This window comes from Neisseria dumasiana (assembly GCF_022870885.1).
In the GTDB taxonomy this organism is placed as follows: Bacteria; Pseudomonadota; Gammaproteobacteria; order Burkholderiales; family Neisseriaceae; genus Neisseria; species Neisseria dumasiana.
Genome location: NZ_CP091509.1, coordinates 1,770,544 through 1,793,218, shown reverse-complemented (window position 1 = coordinate 1,793,218; position 22,675 = coordinate 1,770,544). Strand labels below are relative to the sequence as shown.

18 protein-coding genes are annotated in these 22,675 nt (G+C 48.7%); 11 read left to right on the top strand and 7 right to left on the bottom strand.

The genetic code is table 11. The features are described 5' to 3' along the window. Positions 1–167: 167 nt before the first annotated feature. Positions 168–1,226, bottom strand: a complete 1,059-nt coding sequence (locus LVJ88_RS08220) for a hypothetical protein (protein WP_233127503.1) — start codon at positions 1,224–1,226, stop codon at positions 168–170. Positions 1,227–1,363: 137 nt separating this feature from the next. On the opposite strand from LVJ88_RS08220, the gene hrpA reads away from it, so the two are divergent. From hrpA to LVJ88_RS08190, 6 genes are all read left to right on the top strand, one after another. After that, positions 1,364–2,761, top strand: a complete 1,398-nt coding sequence (gene hrpA / locus LVJ88_RS08215) for an ATP-dependent RNA helicase HrpA (RefSeq protein ID WP_085417671.1) — start codon at positions 1,364–1,366, stop codon at positions 2,759–2,761. An 84-nt stretch (positions 2,762–2,845) separates the two neighbouring features. Continuing rightward, the gene (locus LVJ88_RS08210) at positions 2,846–3,256 is read left to right on the top strand and encodes an SRPBCC family protein (RefSeq protein WP_085417670.1); all 411 of its coding nucleotides are present in this window, start codon (positions 2,846–2,848) and stop codon (positions 3,254–3,256) included. Between the two features lie 185 nt (positions 3,257–3,441). Then, positions 3,442–6,309 (top strand): DUF3418 domain-containing protein, encoded by a 2,868-nt coding sequence (locus LVJ88_RS08205; protein ID WP_096777370.1) that lies wholly within the window; start codon positions 3,442–3,444, stop codon positions 6,307–6,309. Between the two features lie 139 nt (positions 6,310–6,448). Further along, entirely contained in the window at positions 6,449–8,197 is a 1,749-nt protein-coding gene (locus tag LVJ88_RS08200) for an AAA family ATPase (protein ID WP_085417668.1), read from the top strand. A gap of 65 nt (positions 8,198–8,262) precedes the next feature. Beyond that, positions 8,263–9,111: a DNA adenine methylase gene (locus LVJ88_RS08195; protein ID WP_085417667.1), complete on the top strand. Its 849-nt coding sequence runs from the start codon at positions 8,263–8,265 to the stop codon at positions 9,109–9,111. Positions 9,112–9,397: 286 nt separating this feature from the next. Continuing rightward, a complete protein-coding gene (locus LVJ88_RS08190; RefSeq protein ID WP_085417666.1) occupies positions 9,398–9,940 on the top strand; it encodes a carboxymuconolactone decarboxylase family protein in 543 nt (180 codons plus the stop codon). Between the two features lie 90 nt (positions 9,941–10,030). On the opposite strand, the gene LVJ88_RS08185 is transcribed toward LVJ88_RS08190, so the two are convergent. Next, positions 10,031–11,506, bottom strand: coding sequence for a hypothetical protein (locus LVJ88_RS08185; RefSeq protein ID WP_158087925.1), 1,476 nt, complete (start codon positions 11,504–11,506; stop codon positions 10,031–10,033). A 179-nt stretch (positions 11,507–11,685) separates the two neighbouring features. Continuing rightward, positions 11,686–12,813, bottom strand: coding sequence for a PilT/PilU family type 4a pilus ATPase (locus tag LVJ88_RS08180; protein WP_054599157.1), 1,128 nt, complete (start codon positions 12,811–12,813; stop codon positions 11,686–11,688). A gap of 152 nt (positions 12,814–12,965) precedes the next feature. On the opposite strand from LVJ88_RS08180, the gene LVJ88_RS08175 reads away from it, so the two are divergent. After that, positions 12,966–13,670: a 5'-methylthioadenosine/adenosylhomocysteine nucleosidase gene (locus LVJ88_RS08175; protein ID WP_054599156.1), complete on the top strand. Its 705-nt coding sequence runs from the start codon at positions 12,966–12,968 to the stop codon at positions 13,668–13,670. A gap of 274 nt (positions 13,671–13,944) precedes the next feature. Here the strand turns inward: LVJ88_RS08175 and bamC are convergent, their stop codons facing one another. Beyond that, entirely contained in the window at positions 13,945–15,078 is a 1,134-nt protein-coding gene (gene bamC, locus LVJ88_RS08170) for an outer membrane protein assembly factor BamC (protein WP_085417664.1), read from the bottom strand. 16 nt (positions 15,079–15,094) lie between these two features. Continuing rightward, entirely contained in the window at positions 15,095–15,970 is an 876-nt protein-coding gene (gene dapA / locus LVJ88_RS08165; protein WP_085417663.1) for a 4-hydroxy-tetrahydrodipicolinate synthase, read from the bottom strand. Between the two features lie 298 nt (positions 15,971–16,268). Here dapA and LVJ88_RS08160 point away from each other — a divergent pair, with 298 nt between their 5' ends. Continuing rightward, positions 16,269–17,648, top strand: a complete 1,380-nt coding sequence (locus LVJ88_RS08160) for a nucleobase:cation symporter-2 family protein (protein WP_082402958.1) — start codon at positions 16,269–16,271, stop codon at positions 17,646–17,648. 117 nt (positions 17,649–17,765) lie between these two features. Here LVJ88_RS08160 and LVJ88_RS08155 read toward each other — a convergent pair whose 3' ends face one another. After that, on the bottom strand, positions 17,766–18,035 hold the full coding sequence (locus LVJ88_RS08155; protein ID WP_054599082.1) for a PepSY domain-containing protein: 270 nt from the start codon (positions 18,033–18,035) through the stop codon (positions 17,766–17,768). Between the two features lie 258 nt (positions 18,036–18,293). Between LVJ88_RS08155 and tig the strand changes: the two genes are divergently transcribed. Beyond that, on the top strand, positions 18,294–19,604 hold the full coding sequence (tig, locus tag LVJ88_RS08150) for a trigger factor (protein WP_054599083.1): 1,311 nt from the start codon (positions 18,294–18,296) through the stop codon (positions 19,602–19,604). 272 nt (positions 19,605–19,876) lie between these two features. Next, a complete protein-coding gene (gene clpP, locus LVJ88_RS08145) occupies positions 19,877–20,500 on the top strand; it encodes an ATP-dependent Clp endopeptidase proteolytic subunit ClpP (RefSeq protein WP_054599148.1) in 624 nt (207 codons plus the stop codon). A gap of 293 nt (positions 20,501–20,793) precedes the next feature. On the opposite strand, the gene LVJ88_RS08140 is transcribed toward clpP, so the two are convergent. Beyond that, complete coding sequence (locus tag LVJ88_RS08140; protein ID WP_143773639.1) at positions 20,794–21,048, bottom strand: hypothetical protein; 255 nt, start codon at positions 21,046–21,048, stop codon at positions 20,794–20,796. A 34-nt stretch (positions 21,049–21,082) separates the two neighbouring features. Here LVJ88_RS08140 and murJ point away from each other — a divergent pair, with 34 nt between their 5' ends. Beyond that, positions 21,083–22,621: a murein biosynthesis integral membrane protein MurJ gene (gene murJ / locus LVJ88_RS08135; protein ID WP_085417661.1), complete on the top strand. Its 1,539-nt coding sequence runs from the start codon at positions 21,083–21,085 to the stop codon at positions 22,619–22,621. Positions 22,622–22,675: the final 54 nt, after the last annotated feature.

The window sequence follows — 22,675 nt, the reverse complement described above, 5'->3', positions numbered from 1 at the left end:
AGCAATGCCGTAGTAAATTAAGTTGATTGACTATAACTTTCAGACGGCATTAAGCTTTTTAAGGTTCTCTCCCGATTTTTATCTTAAATCACGCAAAAGATTCCGGGCTTTAAATGATGGTAAGTCGATTTAAAGCCCGTATCCGAATTCAGCCCGAGAAGGTTTCGTTAAAATAAAGCCTCCACCCTCAGCAATGCGCCGATATGGTGTTTGCGGTTTTCTTTGCGGTTGTTGAGATAATTGATTTCAGGTTGCACAAACAGCCATTCGCGCCAAACCGGTTGCCGCCAGCCTGCAAACGGGCCGTAGCTGTTGAGTTTTACCTTTTTGTTTTTGATGTCGCCGCCCGTGTAGATACCGTAGTTCAGACGTTTGTGATTGGGAAAATTGTGTTGGCGGTAGAGGCTGTTGCCCCATGTCCAATGTTCGTCTTGGTCTTTATGGTTGTATTCGATATTCAAATGGTTGGCGATAAACGGTTTGCCGGCTTTGCCGTGGCGCACTTCCCAAGTGGAGCGGGTGTGGTGTTCGCTTTTGAGGCCGTAGCGGTAAATCTGTTCGACGCGGGTGCTGAAATCGTTGCCCAAATCCCAATCTTTGCTGCCTTTCAAACGCACATATAAATCATCGCCGGAGCGGATACCGATATCGGCATCGGTGTCTATGCCGGTGTATTTGTTGATATCCGACCAACGCAAGGCCAGCGAAGAGTTGCTTTCTCTGGTTTCGGTTTTGCTGAAGGTTTTTTGGCGGTTTTGAACGGTTTCGTCGTACAGATGGCCGGTTTGCTGCGGTTCGCTGTCCAACGAATCGTCACCGAATACCACGTTCAAGCGTTTTTGCAGCACGGGCAGCTTCACTTTGCCGCGAACGCGGGGCTTCACGGAAAAATCGTCGTGCTTGTTCCATGAGGTATCAACAATCAGGCGCAGGTTGGCGGTAGCGGGGTTGTCGGGGTCGGGGTCGCCGAACCAGTCGTCCATATTATGCGCCCAGCCGCTCAGAGTGCTGCGGATATCTTTATGCCTTCTGTCTACCCAAGTATTGTGTTGTTCCTGCTCTTCGGCAGGGGCGGAGCGGGTAACCGGCACATAAACCGGTTGCTGTTCCGAGACGGCTTGCGCTTCTGCCGAAACCGGCTCTTCGGCCGGTGAGTGATCAGCCCGAGCGGCGAAAGATGCTGCACCGGCCAGCAGGCCGAGAGAAAAGCGGCGGATAGTGCTCATGGTCTGTTTCTCCTTCGTTATATACACGCGCTAGCATACTAAATTTACACCGCATTTACCATAAGGCCGGTTAAAAGTTTCAGACGGCCTTCTGTTATAATTACCGCCATTGTTTTACCTAGATTTTTACACACACCATGCAGCAGCCCGACTTCACCCAAACGCTCTCCCGCGACCGCCATTTTCTGCAAAACGCCTTCAAAAACCCCAAACGCTTTGGCGGCATCGAAGCCGTGCAGAAAAAATACCAAAAATCGCACGACGCATTTTTAAAACGCCAAGCCGCGCTGCCCAAGCCGCAGTATGACGGCACGCTGCCGGTGCACGAACGTTTGGACGACATCAAAACTGCCATTCAAAACAACCAAGTAACCATTATTTGCGGCGAAACCGGTTCGGGCAAAACCACCCAGCTGCCGAAAATCTGCTTGGAGCTCGGGCGCGGCACGGCGGGTTTGATCGGGCACACGCAGCCGCGGCGCTTGGCGGCGCGTTCGGTGGCAGAGCGGATTGCCGAAGAATTGGGCAGCAACATCGGCCAAACCGTCGGCTACAAAGTGCGCTTCAACGACAACACCTCGCGCGATGCCTATGTGAAGCTGATGACCGATGGTATTCTGCTCGCCGAAACGCAAACCGACCGCTTCCTCACCGCCTACGACACGATTATTATCGACGAAGCGCACGAACGCAGCCTCAACATCGATTTTCTGCTCGGCTACCTGAAACAGCTGCTGCCGCGCCGTCCCGATTTGAAAGTCATCATCACCTCGGCCACCATTGATGCCGAGCGCTTTTCCAAACATTTCAACAACGCGTCGGTGCTGGAAGTGAGCGGTCGCACGTTCCCCGTCGACATTCTCTACCGCCCGCTGCATTCGCAAGACGAAGACGAAGCGGAAATCGAGCTGACCGACGCGATTGTCGATGCCGCCGACGAACTGGCGCGGCTGGGAGACGGCGACATTCTGGTGTTCCTGCCCGGCGAGCGCGAAATCCGCGAAGCCGCCGAAGCCCTGCGCAAATCGCCGCTGCGCCGTGACGACGAAATCCTGCCGCTGTTTGCCCGTTTGTCGAACGCCGAACAGCACAAAATTTTCCACCCGAGCGGCAGCAAACGGCGCATCGTGCTGGCGACCAACGTGGCCGAAACCTCGCTCACCGTGCCGGGCATCAAATATGTGATCGACACCGGCTTGGCACGGGTCAAACGCTATTCCGCGCGCGCCAAAGTGGAGCAGCTTCATGTAGAAAAAATCTCCCAAGCCGCCGCGCGTCAACGCTCCGGCCGCTGCGGCCGCGTATCCGCCGGCGTAGCCGTGCGCCTGTATAGCGAAGAAGATTTCAACGAGCGTCCCGCCTTTACCGACCCCGAAATCATTCGCAGCAATCTGGCCGCAGTCATCCTGCGCATGGCCGCGCTGAAACTGGGCGATGTGACGGCTTTCCCGTTCCTCGAAGCGCCTGACCAGCGTTATATTAATGACGGGTTTCAGGTGTTGTTGGAACTGGGGGCGGTGGAAGAGGCCGTCTGAAAATGCTTCAGACAGTAAAATGTAGCATGGTTATATTTGTTATAGTAACGAAAAAAATTAAATCGTTATGAAAAGGATAACAGTATGGCGACTGCTAATATAAAGGTTACTCTTCTATGCCCAATTGAAAAAGTGTGGAATAAGGTAACTGATTTAAATGATTTTGCTTGGCGGAGTGATTTAATAAGTATAAGAATTATAGATGAGAATAAATTTGTGGAAATTTCTAAAGATGGAACTGAAACATATTTTAAAGTTACAGAATGTATTCAAAATCAAAGTTGGGCATTTGAAATAGAAAATGAAAATATCAAAGGAAATTGGACAGGGAAATTTTATTCTCATGGAGATAGAACAACTTTAGATTTTACCGAAAATATTGTGTCTAAAAAATTCATATTTAAGCTTTTTGTAGGGTTATATTTGAGGAAGCAACAGCAATTGTATTTTAAAGATTTAAAGAAAGCATTAAATTGTGAAGAAGCTAGCTCATAGTCGCGTGTAACTTGGGTTGCAAACCCAATAAAATTAGAGGCTGCCTGAAAGGTTGGGTTTTCAACCCAATCCACATACCGGAAATATCTGAGCCGGCACAACACATTACATAAGTCAGGCATTCATGTCCGACAACATTCAGAAATACAACGCAATGTGAGGCATAAATGCCCGATCTACGAATTATGCAAGATACGAAAGCCAACACAAAAAGCCTGCTTGAACCCCGCAACCGTTACCGCCTAACCAAACTCGGCGAACAAATGGCGCGGCTGCCCATCGACCCGAAGGTTGCCCGCATTCTGCTGGCGGCACAAAAGCACGACTGTATGGCGGAAATACTCGTCATCGTGTCCGCCCTGTCCATCCAAGACCCGCGCGAACGTCCGCTCGAAGCACGCGAAGCCGCCCAAAAAGCGCACGAACGCTTTACCGACAAACAGTCCGATTTTCTCGCCTACCTCAATATTTGGGACAGCTTCCAGCGCGAGCGCGACAAAGGTTTGTCCAACAAACAACTGGTGCAATGGTGCCGCCAATATTTCCTTTCCCACCTGCGGATGCGCGAGTGGCGCGAACTGCACCATCAGCTCGCCGACATTGCCGTGGAAATGGGTTTGACCACCAAAGAGCGGGCTTTCAGACGGCCTCCTGCACAAGAGCAACTGAGGCCGTCTGAAAACACCGGCGACCAAGATTTATCTGCCAAACTCAAACAAAAACAACTGGATAAAAAGCAGCACCGCGCCCATATCCGCACCGCTAAAGAAGCGAGCTACGAACAAATCCACCGCGCTCTGCTGACCGGCCTGATTGCCAACGTCGGCATGAAATCGCCCGACGGCCATGACTACACCGGCGCGCGCGGCTCGCACTTTCATTTGTTCCCCGCCTCCGCCCTGTTCAAGTCCAAACCCAAATGGGTGATGGCCGCCGAACTCACTGAAACCACCCGCCTTTATGCCCGCGATGTCGCCGCCATCCAGCCCGAATGGATTGAGCAGGAAGCCCCGCACCTCGTGCGCTACCACTATTTCGAGCCTCATTGGGAGCAGAAACGCGGCGAAGTCGTCGCCAGCGAGCGCGTTACCCTCTACGGGCTGACCATTCTGCCGCGCCGCCCGGTCGCCTACGGCAAAGTCGCCCCCGAAGAAGCCCGCGAAATCTTTATCCGCAGCGCACTGGTGGCGCAGGAATGCAATCTTCAGACGGCCTTTTTTATCCACAACAAAAAACTGATTAAAGAAATCAGTGAGTTGGAACACAAGTCGCGCAAGCAGGACGTGTTGGTGGACGAAGAAGCCTTGTTTGAGTTTTACAATCAGCGTTTACCGCAGTTTTACGAGCCGTCTGAAAAGGCAGGTCGGGCCTCCCTGCCCGACAACACAGGCCTGTCTGAAAGTGCAGAAAACGTAGGTCGGATTCTCGAATCCGACAACACAGCAGAAACAAAGGCAGTAAATAAGATGTCGGATACCAGTATCCGACCTACCCCAAATACCCCCGTTTCAGACGGCCTTTCAGGTAGCCCGCATCACACAGGCCGTCTGAAAAAACCATTGCCCCTTGCCGACATCCGCACCTTCCAAAGCTGGCTCAAAACTGCCGAGCGCGACAACCCGCGCCTGCTGTTCCTTACCCGCGAAGACCTTATGCAGCACGCCGCCGCGCACATCACTGAAGAGCAGTTTCCGCCACATTGGAAAAACGCCGACGGCAAATTCAAACTCAGCTACCGCTTCGAGCCGCACCACCCACTCGACGGCGTAACCCTCACCCTGCCGCTTACCGTGCTCAACCGCCTCCACGCCCCCGCGCTCGAATGGCTCGTGCCCGGCATGTTGCGCGAAAAACTGCAATTGCTTATCAAAGCCCTGCCCAAACAAATCCGCCGCATCTGCGTGCCCGTGCCCGACTTCATCACACAATTTTTAGAAAGCAACCCCAACCGCCAAGAGCCGATCATCCCCCAGCTTGCCCGCTTTATCGCCAAAACCGCCGGCAACATGCGCCTGCTCGAGCAAATCGACCAAGACGAATGGAGCGCATTCAAACTGCCCGAGCATTGCTATTTCAACCTGCGCATCATCGACGACGGCGGCCAAGAGCTTGCCACCGGCCGCGATTTAGCCAAACTCCAGCAAGAACTCGGCCAAGCCGCCGCCGTAACCTTCCGCGACAACACCCAAGAATTCGAGCGCGACAACCTCACCAATTGGGACATCGGCACGCTACCTGAAAACATCAAATTCGCCCGCGGCAAACAACAGCTCACCGGCTATCTCGGCCTGCAAAAAGAAAAAAACAACACCATCGCCCTGCGCCTGTTCGACACCCCCGAAGCCGCCCAACAAGCCCACCGCCAAGGCGTGATCGCCCTCATGCAGCTCCAGCTCAAAGAGCACATGAAAGACCTGGGCAAAGGCATCCAAGGCTTCACCCAAGCCGCCATGCTGCTCAAACACATCAGCGCCGACACCCTGCGCGACGACCTCACCGCCGCCATCTGCGACCGCGCCTTTATCGGCGACGACGAGCTACCCCGCAGCGAAAAAGCCTTCAAAGAACAAATCAAACGCGCCCGCAGCCGCCTGCCCGCCGTCAAAGAAGCCATGAGCCGCTACCTGCAAGACACCGCCGCCGCTTACGCCGAACTCAACAGCAAACTTGGCAAACACCCGCTCACCCACCTGCTGCGCGAACGCACCCAAACCCTGCTGTCCGCCGGATTCGCCGGCCGCACCCCCTGGAGCCAATGGCCGCGCCTACCCGTCTACCTCAAAGCCATGACCCTGCGCATGGAAAAATACAGCGCCAACCCCGCCCGCGATGCCGCACGCGAAGCCGATATTCAAGAGTTGGAACAGATGTGGCAAGACAAGGTACAATCACTTTTAAAACAAAACCAACCCGTTTCAGACGGCCTGAAGATGTTTAAATGGCAAATAGAAGAACTGCGCGTGTCGCTGTTTGCGCAGGAGTTGAAGACGCCGAGTCCGGTGTCGGTGAAGAGGTTGTTGAAGGAGTGGGAGGGGTTGAATAAACAAACTTAGTATAGTATTACTGCTATCCATTTTAATTTAACGTATAAATCTGATTACTGTTTGTCAGGATGAAATTTAAGCAAAAATTGAATTACTTTATGACATTGAATACAAATAGATTTTTATCTAATCTACAGGAAAATTCGATATGATTAAGAGCATTAAATTCACACAATACCGACGTTTAAAAGCTCCCTTAAAGCTAGATTTCTGCAATAATATTAATATTATTTCAGGACTGAATGGTACATGTAAGTCATCGATTCTGTATCTTATTAGTAATGCATTTCAAGCAGAAAAATCCACCAATACCAAACTAGAGCCTTCAAGCGAATTGAACGTAATCAACAATATTTCAGCTCAAGTCAATGCAAAAATCGAAATGTTAACCAAGGGTGATAAAGAATATAACGACCCTGCCCCTGGCCAATCAGGTGAACTTTTTGAAGTAGCATATACTAATAACCAATCTATTGGTTTTAGGCGGCATAATAAAAACTCAGCAGACGATGCACATTCACGCTTTCGGCTTATTCCCAAATATTCATCTTCTCAAAGCCAAAGTTTGCCGACTTTACGCACCGTTTATTTAAGTTTAGCTAGATTGCTACCTTTTGGAGAAATGAAAAACGATATCCCTGTGAAAGGGGTCAGAAAAGAGCTGCCTAAAGAATACAATGTAATTTTTCACAAGTTAGTAGAGCGTATAACTGGCATTAAGATAACCGAATCAACTCCTCAGATTATCGAAAATATCAAAACTCGAACAGAATATTTAACCGATACTGAGGGCATTGACTCCAATACCGCCTCTGTTGGTGAAGATAATGCGATTATTATCTTGAAAAATCTAGTATTGCTTCGCTATTACTACGAAAAAGCACCCAGTTTGCACAACCTTGATCAGCCAGCTTCCATATTGTTGATTGATGAAATGGACGCAACGCTTCATCCTGCTATGCAACTTCGCCTACTAAACACCCTAAAAGAATATTCAGAAAGCTACAAAATTCAAATTTTCTTTACTACGCATAGTCTATATTTATTAGATAAAGCATTAAGCCCCGCTTATCATAACCATATAAAATTAAATTATCTTACTCATCAAGATGATCATGTATCATTACTTCCTGATCCATCTATCCATAAAATTGAACGCCACTTACAGGAGATTCAAAAAGTAGGCTATAGTTCAGTGTCGAAAATTCCCGTATTTACCGAAGATAACGAGGCACGGGTAGTTTTAGATGCAATTTTCGGCTATTTCAGTAGCAGATGCCAGTACTTCAAACAATTAAGAGATAAATTTCATTTCGTACAGGCTAATATAGGCTGCACAGTGCTGAAAGCGATTTTCAAAGATCAATATTTAGATAAAAACATCATGAATGCAATTTGTGTATTGGATGGAGACAACACTGGACAAAAGGCAACCAAGCACAACATTATTCTATTGCCTGGTCAAAAAAGCCCTGAGCAATTGATTTTTGATTATTACGATGAATTGTTTAGTGACCTAAATTTTGAAATGTATCAAAACCAAAACTTTTGGAATACCGATGTTGCCCTAAACAACGCATTAACCAAGCACCATTACAAGACATCAATCAAGCCACAAATATCAGCGATTGAAGAAAAAATCAAACAATTAAATCAAAAGGGTGAATCTATTGCGGGAGTAAGACGAGAAGAAAATAAAAAGGTTTTTAATGACAATCTCGAAGAATTTAAAATAGTTTTCGATTTTTGGTTGGATAACCATTATAAAGAAATGGAAAAATTCTACGGAGACTTACGTCATTGCTTTCGTCAGGTAGCCTTGTTACATAAGCTAGATCCAGAACTTTGGCCAAAACATACTCTTTTAAGCGAAAAAAGAAAGTATGATGGTTATTGACGGGAAGCTAATTTTTTTTCGATATCAAATAACCCAAAGCTTGAAATTTAAATGCAGATAAAAATATGGCTGGCAATCCTAAACCCCTAACTCCTTTACGTTACCCAGGAGGAAAAGGAGCTTTTGCCCCTTTTGTAAAGTCAGTAATCGAAACCAACTACCTTAAGGGCGGGCATTACATGGAGCCATTTGCAGGTGGTGCTGGTGTGGCTTTAGATTTGCTTTTTAATGGCTATGTTTCCGACATCCATATTAATGATGCAGATTTGGCTATCTATAATTTTTGGCATGCCATTGTAACTAATACTGGTAATTTCTTGGCTCTACTCCAGCAAGTCCCTTTAACCATTGAAGAATGGGAAAAGCAAAAGCTGATTCTGAAGCATCCTGAAAACCATTCTGATCTGGAACATGGTTTTGCAACTTTCTATTTAAATCGCACCAATCGTTCTGGTATTTTGAAAGCTGGAGTAATCGGTGGCAAAGCCCAAAATGGGGCATACAAATTGGATGCTCGGTTTAATAAAGAACGTTTGTCCAACCTGATTAAACGCATTGCTGATTATGCCGCCAATATTCATGTCTATAACCTTGATGCGCTTGAGTTGCTGGGAAAAGTCGACCAGATATTGCCTCAGCCATCATTAATCTATCTCGACCCACCCTACTATATCAAAGGCCAAGGCTTATACCGTAACTTCTACAATCATGATGATCACGTACAGATTTGTGAAGCTTTAGGTAAAATCGAAACGCCGTGGATTGTTTCGTATGATAATTGTGATGAGATTAAATCTATTTACCAAAATTACCGTCAAGATGAATACTTCTTATCCTACTGTGCATACAACAAAACCAAAGGCTCTGAAGTCATGATTTACGGCAACAATATTTTGAGACCTGAGCCAACGTAGTTTTGCATATGTGTTTTGGATTTCCTGCAACCACGTGCGTGGCTTACACCACGTACTCCAGCCATGATACGGCAATTGATCTGTAAGAATTGGAGGCCGTCTGAAAAATGCTTATCATAAGTTTTTCAGACGGCTTTATCTTACCCGCAATCTAAGCACCGCAATCTGAGCAGATACAGCAGCCAAGATATAATTTTTCCTTTGTTTCATATTGCTTACGGTTATTTCAGCCTTTCAGGCAGCCTTGCTAGAATGGCCCTTTAATCGAAAAACCGGAGAGGAAAGTATGGCCCGTTTAACTGTGCATAGTGTGGCATCCGCACCTGAGGCGGCAAAAGGCCGTGTGGAAACGGCTTTGAAAAACAACGGCTTTTTGCCGAATCTGATCGGCGTGTTGGCCAATGCGCCGGCGGCCTTGGCGATGTATCAGGAAGTGGGTGCGTTAAATGCTACCACCAGCCTGACCGCAGGCGAGCGTGAGGTGGTGCAGATTACGGCGGCGGTGTTGAATGGGTGCGGTTTCTGTAAAGCGGGGCATACTGCGTTGAGTACGAAAAAGAATTTGCTCGACCCGCAAGCGATTGAGGCTTTACGCAACACGCAGGCGTTAGAAGACCCCAAACTCAACCGCTTGGCTTTGTTTACCCAAGCGGTGATGGCGAATAAAGGCAATGTGGGCGATGCCGAGTTGCAGGCGTTTTTTGATGCGGGGTATAACGAGCAACAGGCTTTGGAAGTGGTACTGGGTGTGGCGTTGGCCACTTTGTGCAATTATGCGAATAATCTGGCGCGCACGGCAATCAACGAGCAATTGCAGCCTTTTGCCTGATCAAGTTGTTGGGTTGGAAGAGGCCGTCTGAAAGATTTGTTTTCAGACGGCCTTTGTTATGCAGTATATGTTGCTGCGGATTGCAAGAAACTATTGATTTTCTTCTGGCATAATGGGTTCGATGTTGAATCTGTATTCAATAGTTTCATTGGTTTCGGCATCTTTCTCAGCTTGGGGTATAACCTTTAGATATTTTATTGTAGATGTCGCGCCGTCTGATAGTTTGGGAACAGTAACAGTAGTGCTAACCCTATCAATGAAGCGCATGTCGGGCCGGCTGAATAATAATGCGTTTAAGGTTACTGTTCGGTTTTGTTCCGGCTCTTCCGTATAGTCGGGATATCCATCGTTGGCAGGCGGGAGCAATATTGCATAGCTGGGCGAGCAAAATGATTGATATTGTTGAATTTTGGCATGTGATTCGGAATGCCGCTCAAGCCACATGAGTGTATTTTGCCACTTAAAAACATCGGGTACATTCATAACCTTTATGTTGTGGGTAATGGGGCAGCTGAGGCCGGCTGTTTCACTGGTATAGTGATTGAGTTGCTTGCTTGAGTCTTGTCGGTTGTTTAGCAATAAGTTATTGTAATCTATGAATAAATCTCTCAGGGCAGAGTCATGGTTCGGGTAAATGCCTGATGAGTAGTATGGGTCTTCCGTAATGATTGCGGGTGCTTTCCACAAGGTTTTAATCGGAGTGGAAAGTGAAAATTCTGCCTGATGTGTGCCGGGTTGGATGTGTAGGGTGTAATCGGCGATCTGTGAGCTTGGTTTTAAAAACCAAATACCATAACGTTTATTTTCCCAAATGTATTGGCCGTATTTGAAACGGTCGGGTAAATCTTGTTCACGTTGGATATGGCCGTTTTCATCAATGTAGATATTGAGTTTGCCGTTTGAGTTTAGCTCCCCCTTTATTTCAAATAAGGTATTTGCATGGATGGGTATGCTCTCCGGTTCAGGAAACGGGATATAGGGGATGCCGGATAGGGGTTTTGTATTAAATGCCGCACCAAATCGTAAGTAGCGCGCTTTTTCGTCGTTATTGGCACGTTGCCACAGGTTGTATTTCAAAATGCCCGCATTCAGCAAAATCAATACGGATACACTAAGCCAAAGGATGGTGTGTTGTTTTATAACGAGAGAAGAGTTTACATGTTGGGCAGCATACAGCAACATGATGGAGATACCCCAAATTATCGCTCCCCAGCCCCATGCAACTACTTCTTTTGGATTTCCTAAAGAGTTGACTTCAGTGAAGAAAGCGGTGCAGCCGGCTAAGAATATAAGGGCTATATTTGAAAACAATAATGGATGGGTGTGAGATTTTTTGCCTTTTATTAATTTATAAACAATACGGATATAAAATAAATTGGCATAAACAGCCAGCCCTCCGGGGCCAGATAACCAGCCGAAAAATAAGCCGGTTAGCAGGATTTTTAAACCATAGTAAGTTTCATAATGTGTGTAGAAGCCGGGTAATACTATGGATATGATCATGCAGCAGATGGAAAGCTTTAATAGCACAGGGGAGTAATGCAGTCGGGTTGGCTGATTGTTCATTTTGATATGCAGTGGATTTGCCGAATAAGTTTAGTCTGTTGATTATATGACGAACGGTTTTGAGTTGCCATTAAATAGTGATGCCGGCTGCGGTTGCATGTTTGTTTGTATTTGAAGCAAGAGGCCGTCTGAAACATTGCTTTCAGACGGCCTAGCGGGTATTTGACCAAACTGGCAGGTTAAATCAGCTCCAAATCCGGCCCCGCGTTTTGAGCGCGGCGGCTGCGCAATTGGATATCCAAGCGCAGGTCGTGGGCGGAGTCGGCATTTTTAATGGCATCTTGAAAGCTGATGTGGCCGTTTTCGTATAATTCGTATAAAGCTTGGTCGAAGGTTTGCATGCCTTGGCTTTGTGATTTTTTCATGATTTCTTTAATCGAATGCACATCGCCGTTGTGGATCAGTTCGGCAATCAGCGGCGAATTGAGCAGCACTTCTACGGCAGCCACACGGCCTTTGCCGCCTTCGCGCGGGATGAGGCGTTGCGAGATAAAGGCTTGCAGGTTGAGCGATAGGTCGGTCAGCAGCTGGGTGCGGCGCTCTTCGGGGAAGAAGTTGATGATGCGGTCGAGCGCTTGGTTGGTGCTGTTGGCGTGAAGGGTAGCCATACATAAGTGGCCGGTTTCGGCGAAGGCAATGGCGTAATCCATGGTTTCGCGATCGCGGATCTCACCGATTAAAATAACATCGGGGGCTTGGCGCAATGTGTTTTTCAAAGCAGCAAACCAGTTTTCGGTATCCACGCCGACCTCGCGCTGGGTAATGATGCAGTTTTTATGGCTGTGTACAAACTCAATCGGGTCTTCGATGGTGATGATATGATCGTGGCTGTTTTCGTTGCGGTAGTCGATCATGGAAGCCAAAGAGGTGGACTTGCCCGAACCGGTGCCGCCGACAAAAATCACCAAACCGCGCTTTTGCATGGCGATCTGTTTCAGCACAGGCGGCAGATTGAGGGTTTCAAATTTGGGAATGTTGCTGGTAATGGTACGGAACACCAATGCCGTTGCACCGCGTTGAACCATTGCATTTACACGGAAGCGGCTGGTATCGGGCAGGCTGATGGCGAAGTTGCATTCGTTGGTATTCATGAACTCATCCATCTGTTTGGGGGCCATAATGGAAAAGGCGATTTCCATGCACCGCTCGGGAGTGAGCGGGGTGTCGTTGATGCGGGTAATTTTGCCGTCGAGCTTCATGGCCGGCGGGAAATTGGCTGTGATAAAGAGATCGGAACCTTTGTATTTATTCAATGTTTTCAATAAAGAGTAGATTTCTTCTTTAGCGGGCAGAGGATTTTCAACCATTTTTCAGCCTGTATGATAATTTGATAAAATGGCCTAGATTATAGCAAGTTTGCCGTGGTATTTTAAGCATGTCGGCGGTGCTTTACAGAGTTAGTAGAAATTATACATATAAGGTATAATTTTGATATTTATTATCTGAATTGGAAAGATGAATGTTCGAGCATAAAACAAGCGGTACGGTGGCGGTTATCGGTGCGATGGAGCAAGAAATCGAATTGCTGAAAAGCAGCATGGAAAATGTGCAAACTGAATATTTCGGTAAATTTACCGTGCATTCGGGTTTTTTAAACGGAAAGCGCGTGGCGTTGGCGTTAAGCGGAATCGGTAAAGCCAATGCGGCGGCGGTAACTGCTTTAGTGGTAGGAAAATATTCGCCTGATTACGTGATCAATACCGGTAGTGCGGGCGGTGTCGGCAGTGGTTTGAAAGTAGGGGATGTGGTTATCGGCACGCGCGTGGCGCATCATGATGTGGATGTGACGGCATTCGGCTATGTGCCCGGCCAGATTCCCCAAATGCCTGCGGAATTTGAAAGCGACGGTGAGTTGGTGGCTAAAGCGGCGGTGGCTGCGGATGCGTTTGAGGGTGCAGATGTACATAAAGGATTGATTGTCAGCGGCGATCAGTTTATCCACAGTAGTGAAAAAGTGGATTTTATCCGCCGCAATTTCAACAATGTGTTGGCGGTAGAAATGGAGGCTGCGGCGATTGCCCAAATCTGTTTCCAACTCGATATGCCTTTCGTGACCGTGCGCGCGGTATCGGATGCGGCGGATGAGCAGGCCGAAATCAGTTTTGACGAATTTTTGAAAACGGCTTCGGTTAATTCTGCACGAATGGTGATGAATCTGATCTGAGCCGATCAGGGTTTTCAAATATTTCCAGTTGATCATAGCCAATCCGCTTAACTTTTACTCGGCGTTGCTGTGCCTTAGCTCCAAAGAGAGCGATTGTGTGAGCCGCTAAAGCGGCAACAGAATCGGTTCCGTATTACCTGTACTGTTTGCGGCTTGCTGGCTTGTATTAAAAATGTGTTGATTGGCGATATAAAGAAACCGGCTTAATCTGAAAGGTAGAGACAAAAAAACAGCCCGTTGTTGCGGGCTGTTTTTTGTAGGCCTTTGCACAAAGTTAACGCAGTTCCGTATGCAGTCGGCTCAACCAAGTGGATGCTTCGCGGCCTTGGTATGCGCTGCCGTCTTTGTTGAGCAGGCGAATGCGGGTGCCGTTGGCAACGGGTTCGGCGTACACGATCAATTTGGGTTGGGCGGTATTTGCGGCGGCATTGCTGTTTTTGCCTTTGCCGAAAATACGCTTGAAAATGCCGGGTTTTTTGTTGCTAACGGCTTCGCCTTCCTGCGGGGCAGGTTGCACAAGGAATGCGTGGCGTTCTATGTTTTGACCGAGTACGGTCAGGCCGATACGGTCGAGAGCAAGGGCGGTGCGGCGCCAGTTGCGGTTGTGTTCGCCGTTGAGCAGCAGGCTGTTGCCTTCAAGCGTGGCTAGGTCGCCGGAATTGCGGGCAACGGGCGTAACGCTTTTACCTAAAGCATTTTCTGCTTGTGCGGCATCTACGCCGAGATATTGCATGAAGCGTGCGAGAAAGGCGGCTTCAAGGTTGGGGTCGTTCGGGCGGGGCTGCCACATGGTGGTGTCTTTGTTTTTGTCGCCATAAACTTCTTTCATGCCTTTGTGGGCGAAGAAGACATCGGTGGTGCCGTTTTTGCCGCGTTCGAGACGGATGATGAATTTGTCGCGTTCGCTGGTGGAATAGATGCCGCCGAGACCGACTTTTTCAAACAGGCGGCGCAGGCTGTCTTGCGGAATTTTGGCACGGTTTTCCGCCCATTCGGTTTCCATTTGGCCGATGGCGGGTTCTTCCGATTTGATGTCGAAACCGTTTTCCTGCCAGAAAACTTTCAGCAGCGGCCAGATTTCGGCAGGCTGTTTGCCTTCGACTACCAGCCAGCGTTGGCTGCCGTCGCGCTCGAGGCGTACACCTTTTACGCCTTGCAATACGGCTTGGTTGGCGGGTTGCTGAACGGCCTTGTTGCGGTTAAGGTCGCTGGCGCGAACGGCTCCGGTGCCTGCGGGAATTTGATAGAGATTGCCTTGATCGGGGTTGGTCAGATCGGGCGGTACTTCCAAGTTAACGACTTTGCGGTTTTGGGTTTGATAGTCGAGTTTGGGTTGTTCTTTGTTGCCGGAGCAGGCGGCAAGGCCGATAAGGGCGAGGGTTAATGCTACCGGTTTCATTCGGTTCATATGGCGATTCCTGTGGTTAAATCAAATTGGCTTCTTTAAGCGCATTGCGTACTTTGTCTTGGCCGTCTGAAGAAAGTTCAATAATCGGCAGGCGTACATGCGGATTACACTTGCCCAATTCGGACAAGGCCCATTTGGGTGCGGCGGGGCTGGGCTCGCAGAACATAACGTTGTAAACGGGAACGAGCTGTTTGTTGAGGGCGCGTGCTGCAGGGATGTCGCCTTTGAGAGCGGCTTTGCACATGTCGGCGAAGGGTTTGGGGGCAACGTTGGCTGCCACGCTGATGACGCCGTCTCCGCCGCACAGCATGAAGGCCATGGCGGTAGGGTCGTCGCCGGAATAAACGGCAAAGCCTTCCGGTACGCGGTTGATCAGATCGGTTTCCCGGCCGATGTCACCGCTGGCTTCTTTAACGCCTACGATATTGGGAATGTTTGCCAAACGCAGAATGGTGTCGTCGCTCATGTTGACGACGGTGCGGCCGGGCACGTTGTAGATGATCATGGGAATGCTTGCGGCTTCGGCGATGGCTTTAAAGTGGCGGTAGATGCCTTCTTGCGAGGGCTTGTTGTAGTAGGGGACGACAGACAGGGTGTAATCCGCCCCCAAGCGTTGGGCGGCTTTGGAAAGCTCGATGGCCTCTACGGTGTTGTTGGCGCCTGTGCCCGCAACAACGGGAATGCGTTTGTTGACGTGTTTCACAGTGGCTTCAATCACGGCCAAATGTTCTTCTACGGGCAGGGTGGCACTTTCGCCTGTGGTGCCTACGGCCACAATGGCATCGGTGCCGTTTTCAATGTGCCAGTCGATAAGGGATTTGAGTTGGTCGAAATTTACGCTGCCGTCCTGATTCATGGGTGTAACCAGAGCGACCAAGCTGCCTTTTAACATGTTAAAACCTTTATTTCTCAAACGTTCTGTAAAGTTGGCTGATTGTAGCTTACTTTGGAATTGATGTGAAATGCTGATTTCAGACGGCCTGCAAAGGTTTGCAAAGGTTTGAGAGGCCGTCTGAAAAGGTTTTTATGTCCTGATTCATAACGGTTGTTATGCTTATATGCTGAAAAAAGCTGATTTTGAGGCACAAGTGGAGATGATGGAAATTGAAGTAGGGATGGAAATTGTTTACAATCCGCGCTTACAAAATTTATCGTTCGATTACATATAAGGAATCCGTGTTATGGCTCCCATGCCCCCGAAAACAGACGCGCCCGACTTGGTTTACCGTTTGGAAGACAAGCCGCCTTTTGCCAATGCTTTATTGAGTGCCATTACCCACTTGCTGGCGATTTTTGTGCCGATGATTACGCCGGCGTTGATCGTGGGCGGTGCGCTCAAACTGCCGCCTGAAATGACGGCTTATTTGGTGTCGATGGCGATGGTGGCCTCAGGTATCGGCACCTATTTGCAGGTAAACCGTTTCGGGCCGGTCGGTTCGGGTTTGCTGTCGATTCAATCGGTTAACTTTTCATTTGTCGGCGTGATGATTTCGCTGGGCTTGAGCATGAAAGAGCAGGGCTTGGACGAACATGCGATGGTATCCGCTTTATTGGGTGTGGCATTTGTCGGTGCATTTTTGGTGGCGGGTTCGGCTTGGTTGTTGCCCTACCTGAAAAAAATCATCACGCCTACGGTGAGCGGTGTGGTTGTGATGATGATCGGTTTGAGCTTAATCAGTGTGGCGATTACCGAATTCGGCGGCGGCTTTGCGGCGATGGGCAACAATACTTTCGGTGCATGGCAAAATATCGCACTGGCGGCGTTTGTGCTGGCGGTGGTGCTGTTTTTCAACAGCTTGAAAAACCCGCTGTTGCGCATGAGCGGTATTGCAGTGGGTATGATTGCCGGCTATATCGTGGCCTTGTTTTTGGGTATGGTTGATTTTTCGGTGCTGAAAGATCTGCCTTTGATTACCGTTCCCGTGCCGTTTAAATACGGTTTCGATTTTCAGTTTGTGCCGTTTTTGGTAGCCGGTTTGGTGTATTTGCTGAGTATTTTTGAGGCGGTGGGCGATTTGACGGCTACGGCCATGGTGTCCGGCGAAGACTACGAAGGCGACGAGTTTCAAAAACGTTTGCGCGGCGGGGTGTTGGCCGACGGTTTGGTTTCGGTGATTGCAACGGCACTCGGTTCGCTGCCTCTGACCACCTTTGCCCAAAACAACGGTGTGATTCAGATGACCGGCGTAGCTTCGCGCCATGTGGGTAAATATATTGCCGTGATTTTGGTGGTGTTGGGGCTGTTTCCGATTGTCGGCCGTGCCTTTACCACTATTCCCAGCCCGGTAATCGGCGGTGCGATGGTGTTGATGTTCGGCCTGATAGCCATTGCCGGTGTGCGCATTATCATGACTAACGGCATCAACCGCCGTGAAGCGGTGATTGCGGCAACGTCTATCGGCTTGGGTTTGGGTGTGAGCTTTAAGCCTGAAGTGTTTGCCTTGCTGCCGGTTAAAGAACTCTTCCAAAATCCGATCTGTATGGGCGGCGTGGCGGCTTTGGTTATGAACCTGATCATGCCGCAAGATACCGGTAATAAAGTTTATTTGAGCGATGAATTAGATGCTTAAAGAATATAGGTTAGTTGGATAACGTAATAAAATAAGGCAGGCCGTCTGAAAATTTTTCAGACGGCCTGCCTTATTTTATTGGACGTTCGGGCTGCTTAAACGGCGGAGCAGTTGGAATCAGTCGTCGTAGTCTATGCGGTTGGAGTAAACTTTTCCGGTGCGCGCATCAACTTTCAACTCATGCTTTTTACCGCGCGAAACAATATCTACGTCGTAGTGCGGGCGTCGCGAATCCCTGTCAAAATCAACATCGGTTACACGGCCTTTGACTTTCGCTTTGGCGGCGGCCACGGCTTGTTTGGACGTAATATATTGGGCTGCCGATGCAGGGGCGGTGAAAGCAAATAAGGTCAAGGCGGCGGTAGCGGCGGCAAATAATTTTTTCATGATATACATTCCTGTGTTTATTGGGTTGAATCACTGCAACGGAGCAAATAATAAAGCGGAACGATTAGGCAGGAATTAGGCCGGATGCCGGCTGTCGAACACCCCGGGGCGGAAGGCAAGGATACCTGTTTTATAGCCATCTCAATATATGCTATAATTTGCGACTGATTTTTATCTGAATGTTTCCCGTGTAGATACCTTCCGAAGCCTGCACGGGTGTTGAAAAACTGATTTTATAAATAATAGTAAGGGCTTACGATGAGCGTAACTGTAGAAAATTTGGAAAATCTGGAACGCAAAGTAGTGTTGTCTCTGCCGTGGAGCGAAATCAATGCGGAAACCGACAAACGCTTGCAGCAAACCCAGCGTCGCGTGAAGATCGACGGTTTCCGTCCCGGTAAAGCACCGTTGAAAATGGTTGCTTCTATGTATGGTGCCGGCGTACAAAACGATGTGTTGAACGAGATGGTTCAAAAAGCATTCTACGACGTTGCCGTAGCCCAAAACCTGAAAGTTGCCGGCTTTCCCCGTTTTGAAAATGTTGAAGAACAGGAAGACAAAGACGCGCTGAAAATCGCTGCTGTTTTCGAAGTGTTTCCCGAAGTTAAAGTAGGCGATTTATCCGCTCAGGAAGTGGAAAAAGTTACTGCCGAAGTGGGCGATGCCGAAGTGGACAAAACCATTGAAATCCTGCGCAAACAACGCACCAGCTTCAAACATGTAGAGCGCGAAGCGCAAAACAGCGACCGTGTGATTATTGACTTCGAAGGCAAAATCGACGGCGTGGCATTCGATGGCGGCAGCGCGCAAAACTATCCTTTCGTATTGGGCAACGGTCAAATGCTGCCTGAATTCGAAGCCGGCGTATTGGGCTTGAAAGAAGGCGAAAGCAAAGATGTGGAAGTCAACTTCCCCGAAGATTACCACGGTAAAGATGTGGCCGGTAAAACCGCCGTATTTACCATTACCCTGAAAAACGTATCCGAAGCAACTCTGCCCGAAGTGGACGAACAGTTTGCCAAAGCTTTGGGTATCGAAGACGGCGACGTAGCCAAAATGCGTGAAGAAGTGCGTAAAAACGTGGCGCGCGAAGTATCACGCCGCACTGAAAGCCAAACCAAAGATGCGGTTATGGAAGCTTTGTTGAAAGTAACCGATATCCAGTTGCCCAAAGCATTGGTAAACGATGAATCTGCACGTTTGGCCGATGAAATGAAACAAAACTTCATCAATCAAGGCATGGCTGATGCAGCCAATTTGGATCTGCCTGCCGATATGTTCAAAGAACAGGCTGAACGCCGCGTGGCTTTAGGTTTGATTCTGGCTCAATTGGTTGACGACCACAAACTGGAGCCGACTGAAGAGCAAGTGAAAGCCGTGGTTACCGACTTTGCGGAAAGCTACGAAGATCCGCAAGAAGTGATCGACTGGTATTTTGCCGACAAACAACGCCTGCAAGGCCCGACTTCTTTGGCGGTTGAAGCCAATGTAGTGGATTTTGTGTTGGGTAAAGCCAAAGTGAGCGAGAAAGTATTGTCGTTTGACGAAGTGATGGGCGCACAGGCTTAAGGTTTCTGTGGTTTAGAGTCTGTTCAAAGTCTGTTTGTAAGCGGTTTTTCGAGGTAAAAACCGCAGATGCTGGGAAAAGTGTATGCAAGCTTGGATATACTGCAAGCATCAGGATGCAGCATAGGCGGGCATTTTCATTGAAACCTTGCCGCAATGGATATGTTGAACAGGTTCAAAGGCCGTCTGAAACTTTTGGTTAATACAAACAAGCACCGAAGCAGCCTTCCGCGCTTTGGTGCTTTTTACTGAATATCCTGAAAAGGAGTGTAATGATGATCCCCGATATTCATAACGGCTATTTAGTGCCTACCGTGATCGAACAAAGCGGCCGAGGCGAGCGTGCGTTTGATATTTACTCGCGCCTGCTGAAAGAGCGCATTGTTTTTCTGGTCGGGCCTGTGAATGACGACACGGCCAATTTGGTAGTGGCTCAGCTGCTGTTTTTGGAAAGCGAAAATCCCGATAAAGATATTTTCTTCTATATCAATTCTCCCGGCGGTTCGGTTACGGCGGGCATGTCGATTTACGATACCATGAATTTCATTAAGCCCGACGTATCTACTTTATGTTTGGGGCAGGCAGCCAGCATGGGGGCATTTTTGCTTTCTGCCGGTGCGAAGGGTAAACGTTTTGCGCTGCCAAACAGCCGTGTGATGATTCACCAGCCTCTGATCAGCGGCGGTTTGGGCGGGCAGGCTTCGGATATCGAAATCCACGCCCGCGAACTGCTGAAGTTGAAAGAGAAATTGAACCGTTTGCTGGCAAAACATACCGGTCAGGATTTGGAGAAGGTGGAGCGCGATACCGACCGCGATAATTATATGTCGGCGGAAGAAGCGCAAAAATACGGCTTGATCGATCAAGTGCTCGAAGATCGGGCAAGCATCAAGCTGTAAGCTCAAAAGCATTTCAGTTTTTAATCAAACCTGATTGTCAGACGGCCAAGTATTATAGGCCGTCTGAAATATATCTTTCGGTTTGAAAATCAATAATAAAAATATTTTGGGGCATGTTGCTTTTCGGTACGGCTGTGCTGTTTTTAGTTGCCGACCAGTGGGCGCAATGATCGGAAACCGTGTTAAAGCGTGTTATCTTGCGGCCGTTTCCGTTTGGATGGGCTTTGTAGTACAAAGCGGTTCGTGCCGAATAAAAACATAGCCCGGAAAACGTCTTAAACACACTGTCGGAATCATGGGTTTTGCAGCCTAAGCAGAAAGAAGTATTTTGCGGTTGTGAACAACCGGATGATTCGGCGCGGCTCGGGCCGGGCAGGACGGTGGTCAATATGTTGAGCGGTATGCTGCCGTGTCTGTTCCGGCGCTGCGGTTTTTATATCGTTAGGCTCTTTATCTGTTTCATGCGCCGCTGCTCCGCTTTCCAGCGCCTGCAGTTGGGCGTGCTGACAAAAGGCGGTATGCCGTCTGAAAAGTTTTTCAGACGGCATAACGGCAATACGTTATTTTCTAAAGAATCAAACCATGAATTTACTCGGTGCGCTGGCGAAAGTCGGCAGTTTAACCATGGTGTCGCGATTGTTGGGATTTGTTCGCGATACGATTATTGCGCGCACTTTCGGTGCCGGCATGGCAACGGATGCTTTTTTCGTTGCGTTCAAATTGCCGAATTTATTACGGCGGATTTTTGCAGAAGGGGCATTTGCACAAGCCTTCGTGCCGATTTTGGCCGAATACCGGCAAACCCGTTCGGAAGAGGCGACGCGCGAATTTGTGCGCCATGTGGCGGGGATGCTGTCGTTTGTGTTGGTGGTGGTAACGGCCATCGGCATTTTGGCGGCACCGTGGGTGATTTACGCTTCTGCACCGGGGTTTGCGAAAGACCCCGATAAGTTCCGGCTTTCTGCCGAACTTCTGAGGGTAACTTTTCCTTATATCTTATTGATTTCCCTTTCTTCTTTTGTAAGCTCGATTCTCAATACTTACCATAAATTCAGTATTCCGGCCGTTACGCCGACTTTGCTGAACGTGTCGTTCATTGTTTTTGCATTGTTTCTCGTGCCTTATTTTGATCCTCCCGTAATGGCGCTCGCATGGGCGGTGTTTTTCGGCGGGCTTTTGCAGCTCGGTTTCCAGCTGCCGTGGCTGGCGAAATTGGGCTTTTTGAAACTGCCTAAGCTGAATGTGAAAGATGCTGCCGTCAACCGGGTGATGAAGCAGATGGCGCCGGCTATTTTGGGTGTGAGTGTGGCGCAGATTTCGTTGGTGATTAACACGATTTTTGCTTCGTTTCTGCAATCGGGCAGCGTATCGTGGATGTATTATGCCGACCGTTTGATGGAACTGCCGGCCGGTGTGCTGGGCGCGGCTTTGGGAACGATTCTGCTGCCTACTTTATCGAAACATGCCGCCGGCGGTAATCCGCAGGAATTTTCGTCGCTGCTCGATTGGGGTTTGAGGTTGTGCATGCTGTTGGCGATGCCTGCTGCCGTGGGGCTGGCGGTGTTGTCGTTTCCACTGGTGGCGACGCTGTTTATGTATAAAGAATTTACCCTGAACGATGCGCTGATGACGCAAAATGCTCTGATTGCCTATTCTTTCGGACTGTTGGGTTTGATTATGATTAAGGTGTTGGCTCCCGGTTTTTATGCGCGTCAAAACATTAAAACACCGGTCAAAATAGCTGTTTTCACGCTGGTATGCACGCAGTTGATGAACCTTGTGTTTATCGGCCCGCTCAAGCATGTGGGCTTGGCGTTGGCAATCGGTTTGGGTGCGTGCCTGAATGCCGGTTTGCTGTATTTTTTGTTGCGCAAACATAAAATCTATCAACCCGGCGCAGGTTGGAGGGCTTTCCTGTGCAAACTTTTGGCGGCCTTGATCATTATGGGAGCGGGTTTGTGGGCGGCTCAGGCTTACCTGTCGTTGCGGTGGGAGGCGGTGCCGGGTTGGCAGAGAGCGGCTCAGTTAATCGGTTTGGTGGCTTGGGGCGGTTTTCTGTATTTCGCTTCTTTGGGCGTATTCGGATTCCGTCCACGGGATTTCAAACGCTTGGAGAAGTAAACGGTATGTTTATCCTAACTGCTTCATTATGAATGGATAACATGGAAAAATTAT

Bases quoted from the DNA above. Each gene is read 5' to 3' on its own strand.
- LVJ88_RS08220 (WP_233127503.1), bottom strand. From the start codon at position 1,226: ATGAGCACTATCCGCCGCTTTTCTCTCGGCCTGCTGGCCGGTGCAGCA.
- hrpA (WP_085417671.1), top strand. From the start codon at position 1,364: ATGCAGCAGCCCGACTTCACCCAAACGCTCTCCCGCGACCGCCATTTT.
- LVJ88_RS08210 (WP_085417670.1), top strand. From the start codon at position 2,846: ATGGCGACTGCTAATATAAAGGTTACTCTTCTATGCCCAATTGAAAAA.
- LVJ88_RS08205 (WP_096777370.1), top strand. From the start codon at position 3,442: ATGCAAGATACGAAAGCCAACACAAAAAGCCTGCTTGAACCCCGCAAC.
- LVJ88_RS08200 (WP_085417668.1), top strand. From the start codon at position 6,449: ATGATTAAGAGCATTAAATTCACACAATACCGACGTTTAAAAGCTCCC.
- LVJ88_RS08195 (WP_085417667.1), top strand. From the start codon at position 8,263: ATGGCTGGCAATCCTAAACCCCTAACTCCTTTACGTTACCCAGGAGGA.
- LVJ88_RS08190 (WP_085417666.1), top strand. From the start codon at position 9,398: ATGGCCCGTTTAACTGTGCATAGTGTGGCATCCGCACCTGAGGCGGCA.
- LVJ88_RS08185 (WP_158087925.1), bottom strand. From the start codon at position 11,506: ATGAACAATCAGCCAACCCGACTGCATTACTCCCCTGTGCTATTAAAG.
- LVJ88_RS08180 (WP_054599157.1), bottom strand. From the start codon at position 12,813: ATGGTTGAAAATCCTCTGCCCGCTAAAGAAGAAATCTACTCTTTATTG.
- LVJ88_RS08175 (WP_054599156.1), top strand. From the start codon at position 12,966: ATGTTCGAGCATAAAACAAGCGGTACGGTGGCGGTTATCGGTGCGATG.
- bamC (WP_085417664.1), bottom strand. From the start codon at position 15,078: ATGAACCGAATGAAACCGGTAGCATTAACCCTCGCCCTTATCGGCCTT.
- dapA (WP_085417663.1), bottom strand. From the start codon at position 15,970: ATGTTAAAAGGCAGCTTGGTCGCTCTGGTTACACCCATGAATCAGGAC.
- LVJ88_RS08160 (WP_082402958.1), top strand. From the start codon at position 16,269: ATGCCCCCGAAAACAGACGCGCCCGACTTGGTTTACCGTTTGGAAGAC.
- LVJ88_RS08155 (WP_054599082.1), bottom strand. From the start codon at position 18,035: ATGAAAAAATTATTTGCCGCCGCTACCGCCGCCTTGACCTTATTTGCT.
- tig (WP_054599083.1), top strand. From the start codon at position 18,294: ATGAGCGTAACTGTAGAAAATTTGGAAAATCTGGAACGCAAAGTAGTG.
- clpP (WP_054599148.1), top strand. From the start codon at position 19,877: ATGATCCCCGATATTCATAACGGCTATTTAGTGCCTACCGTGATCGAA.
- LVJ88_RS08140 (WP_143773639.1), bottom strand. From the start codon at position 21,048: ATGCCGTCTGAAAAACTTTTCAGACGGCATACCGCCTTTTGTCAGCAC.
- murJ (WP_085417661.1), top strand. From the start codon at position 21,083: ATGAATTTACTCGGTGCGCTGGCGAAAGTCGGCAGTTTAACCATGGTG.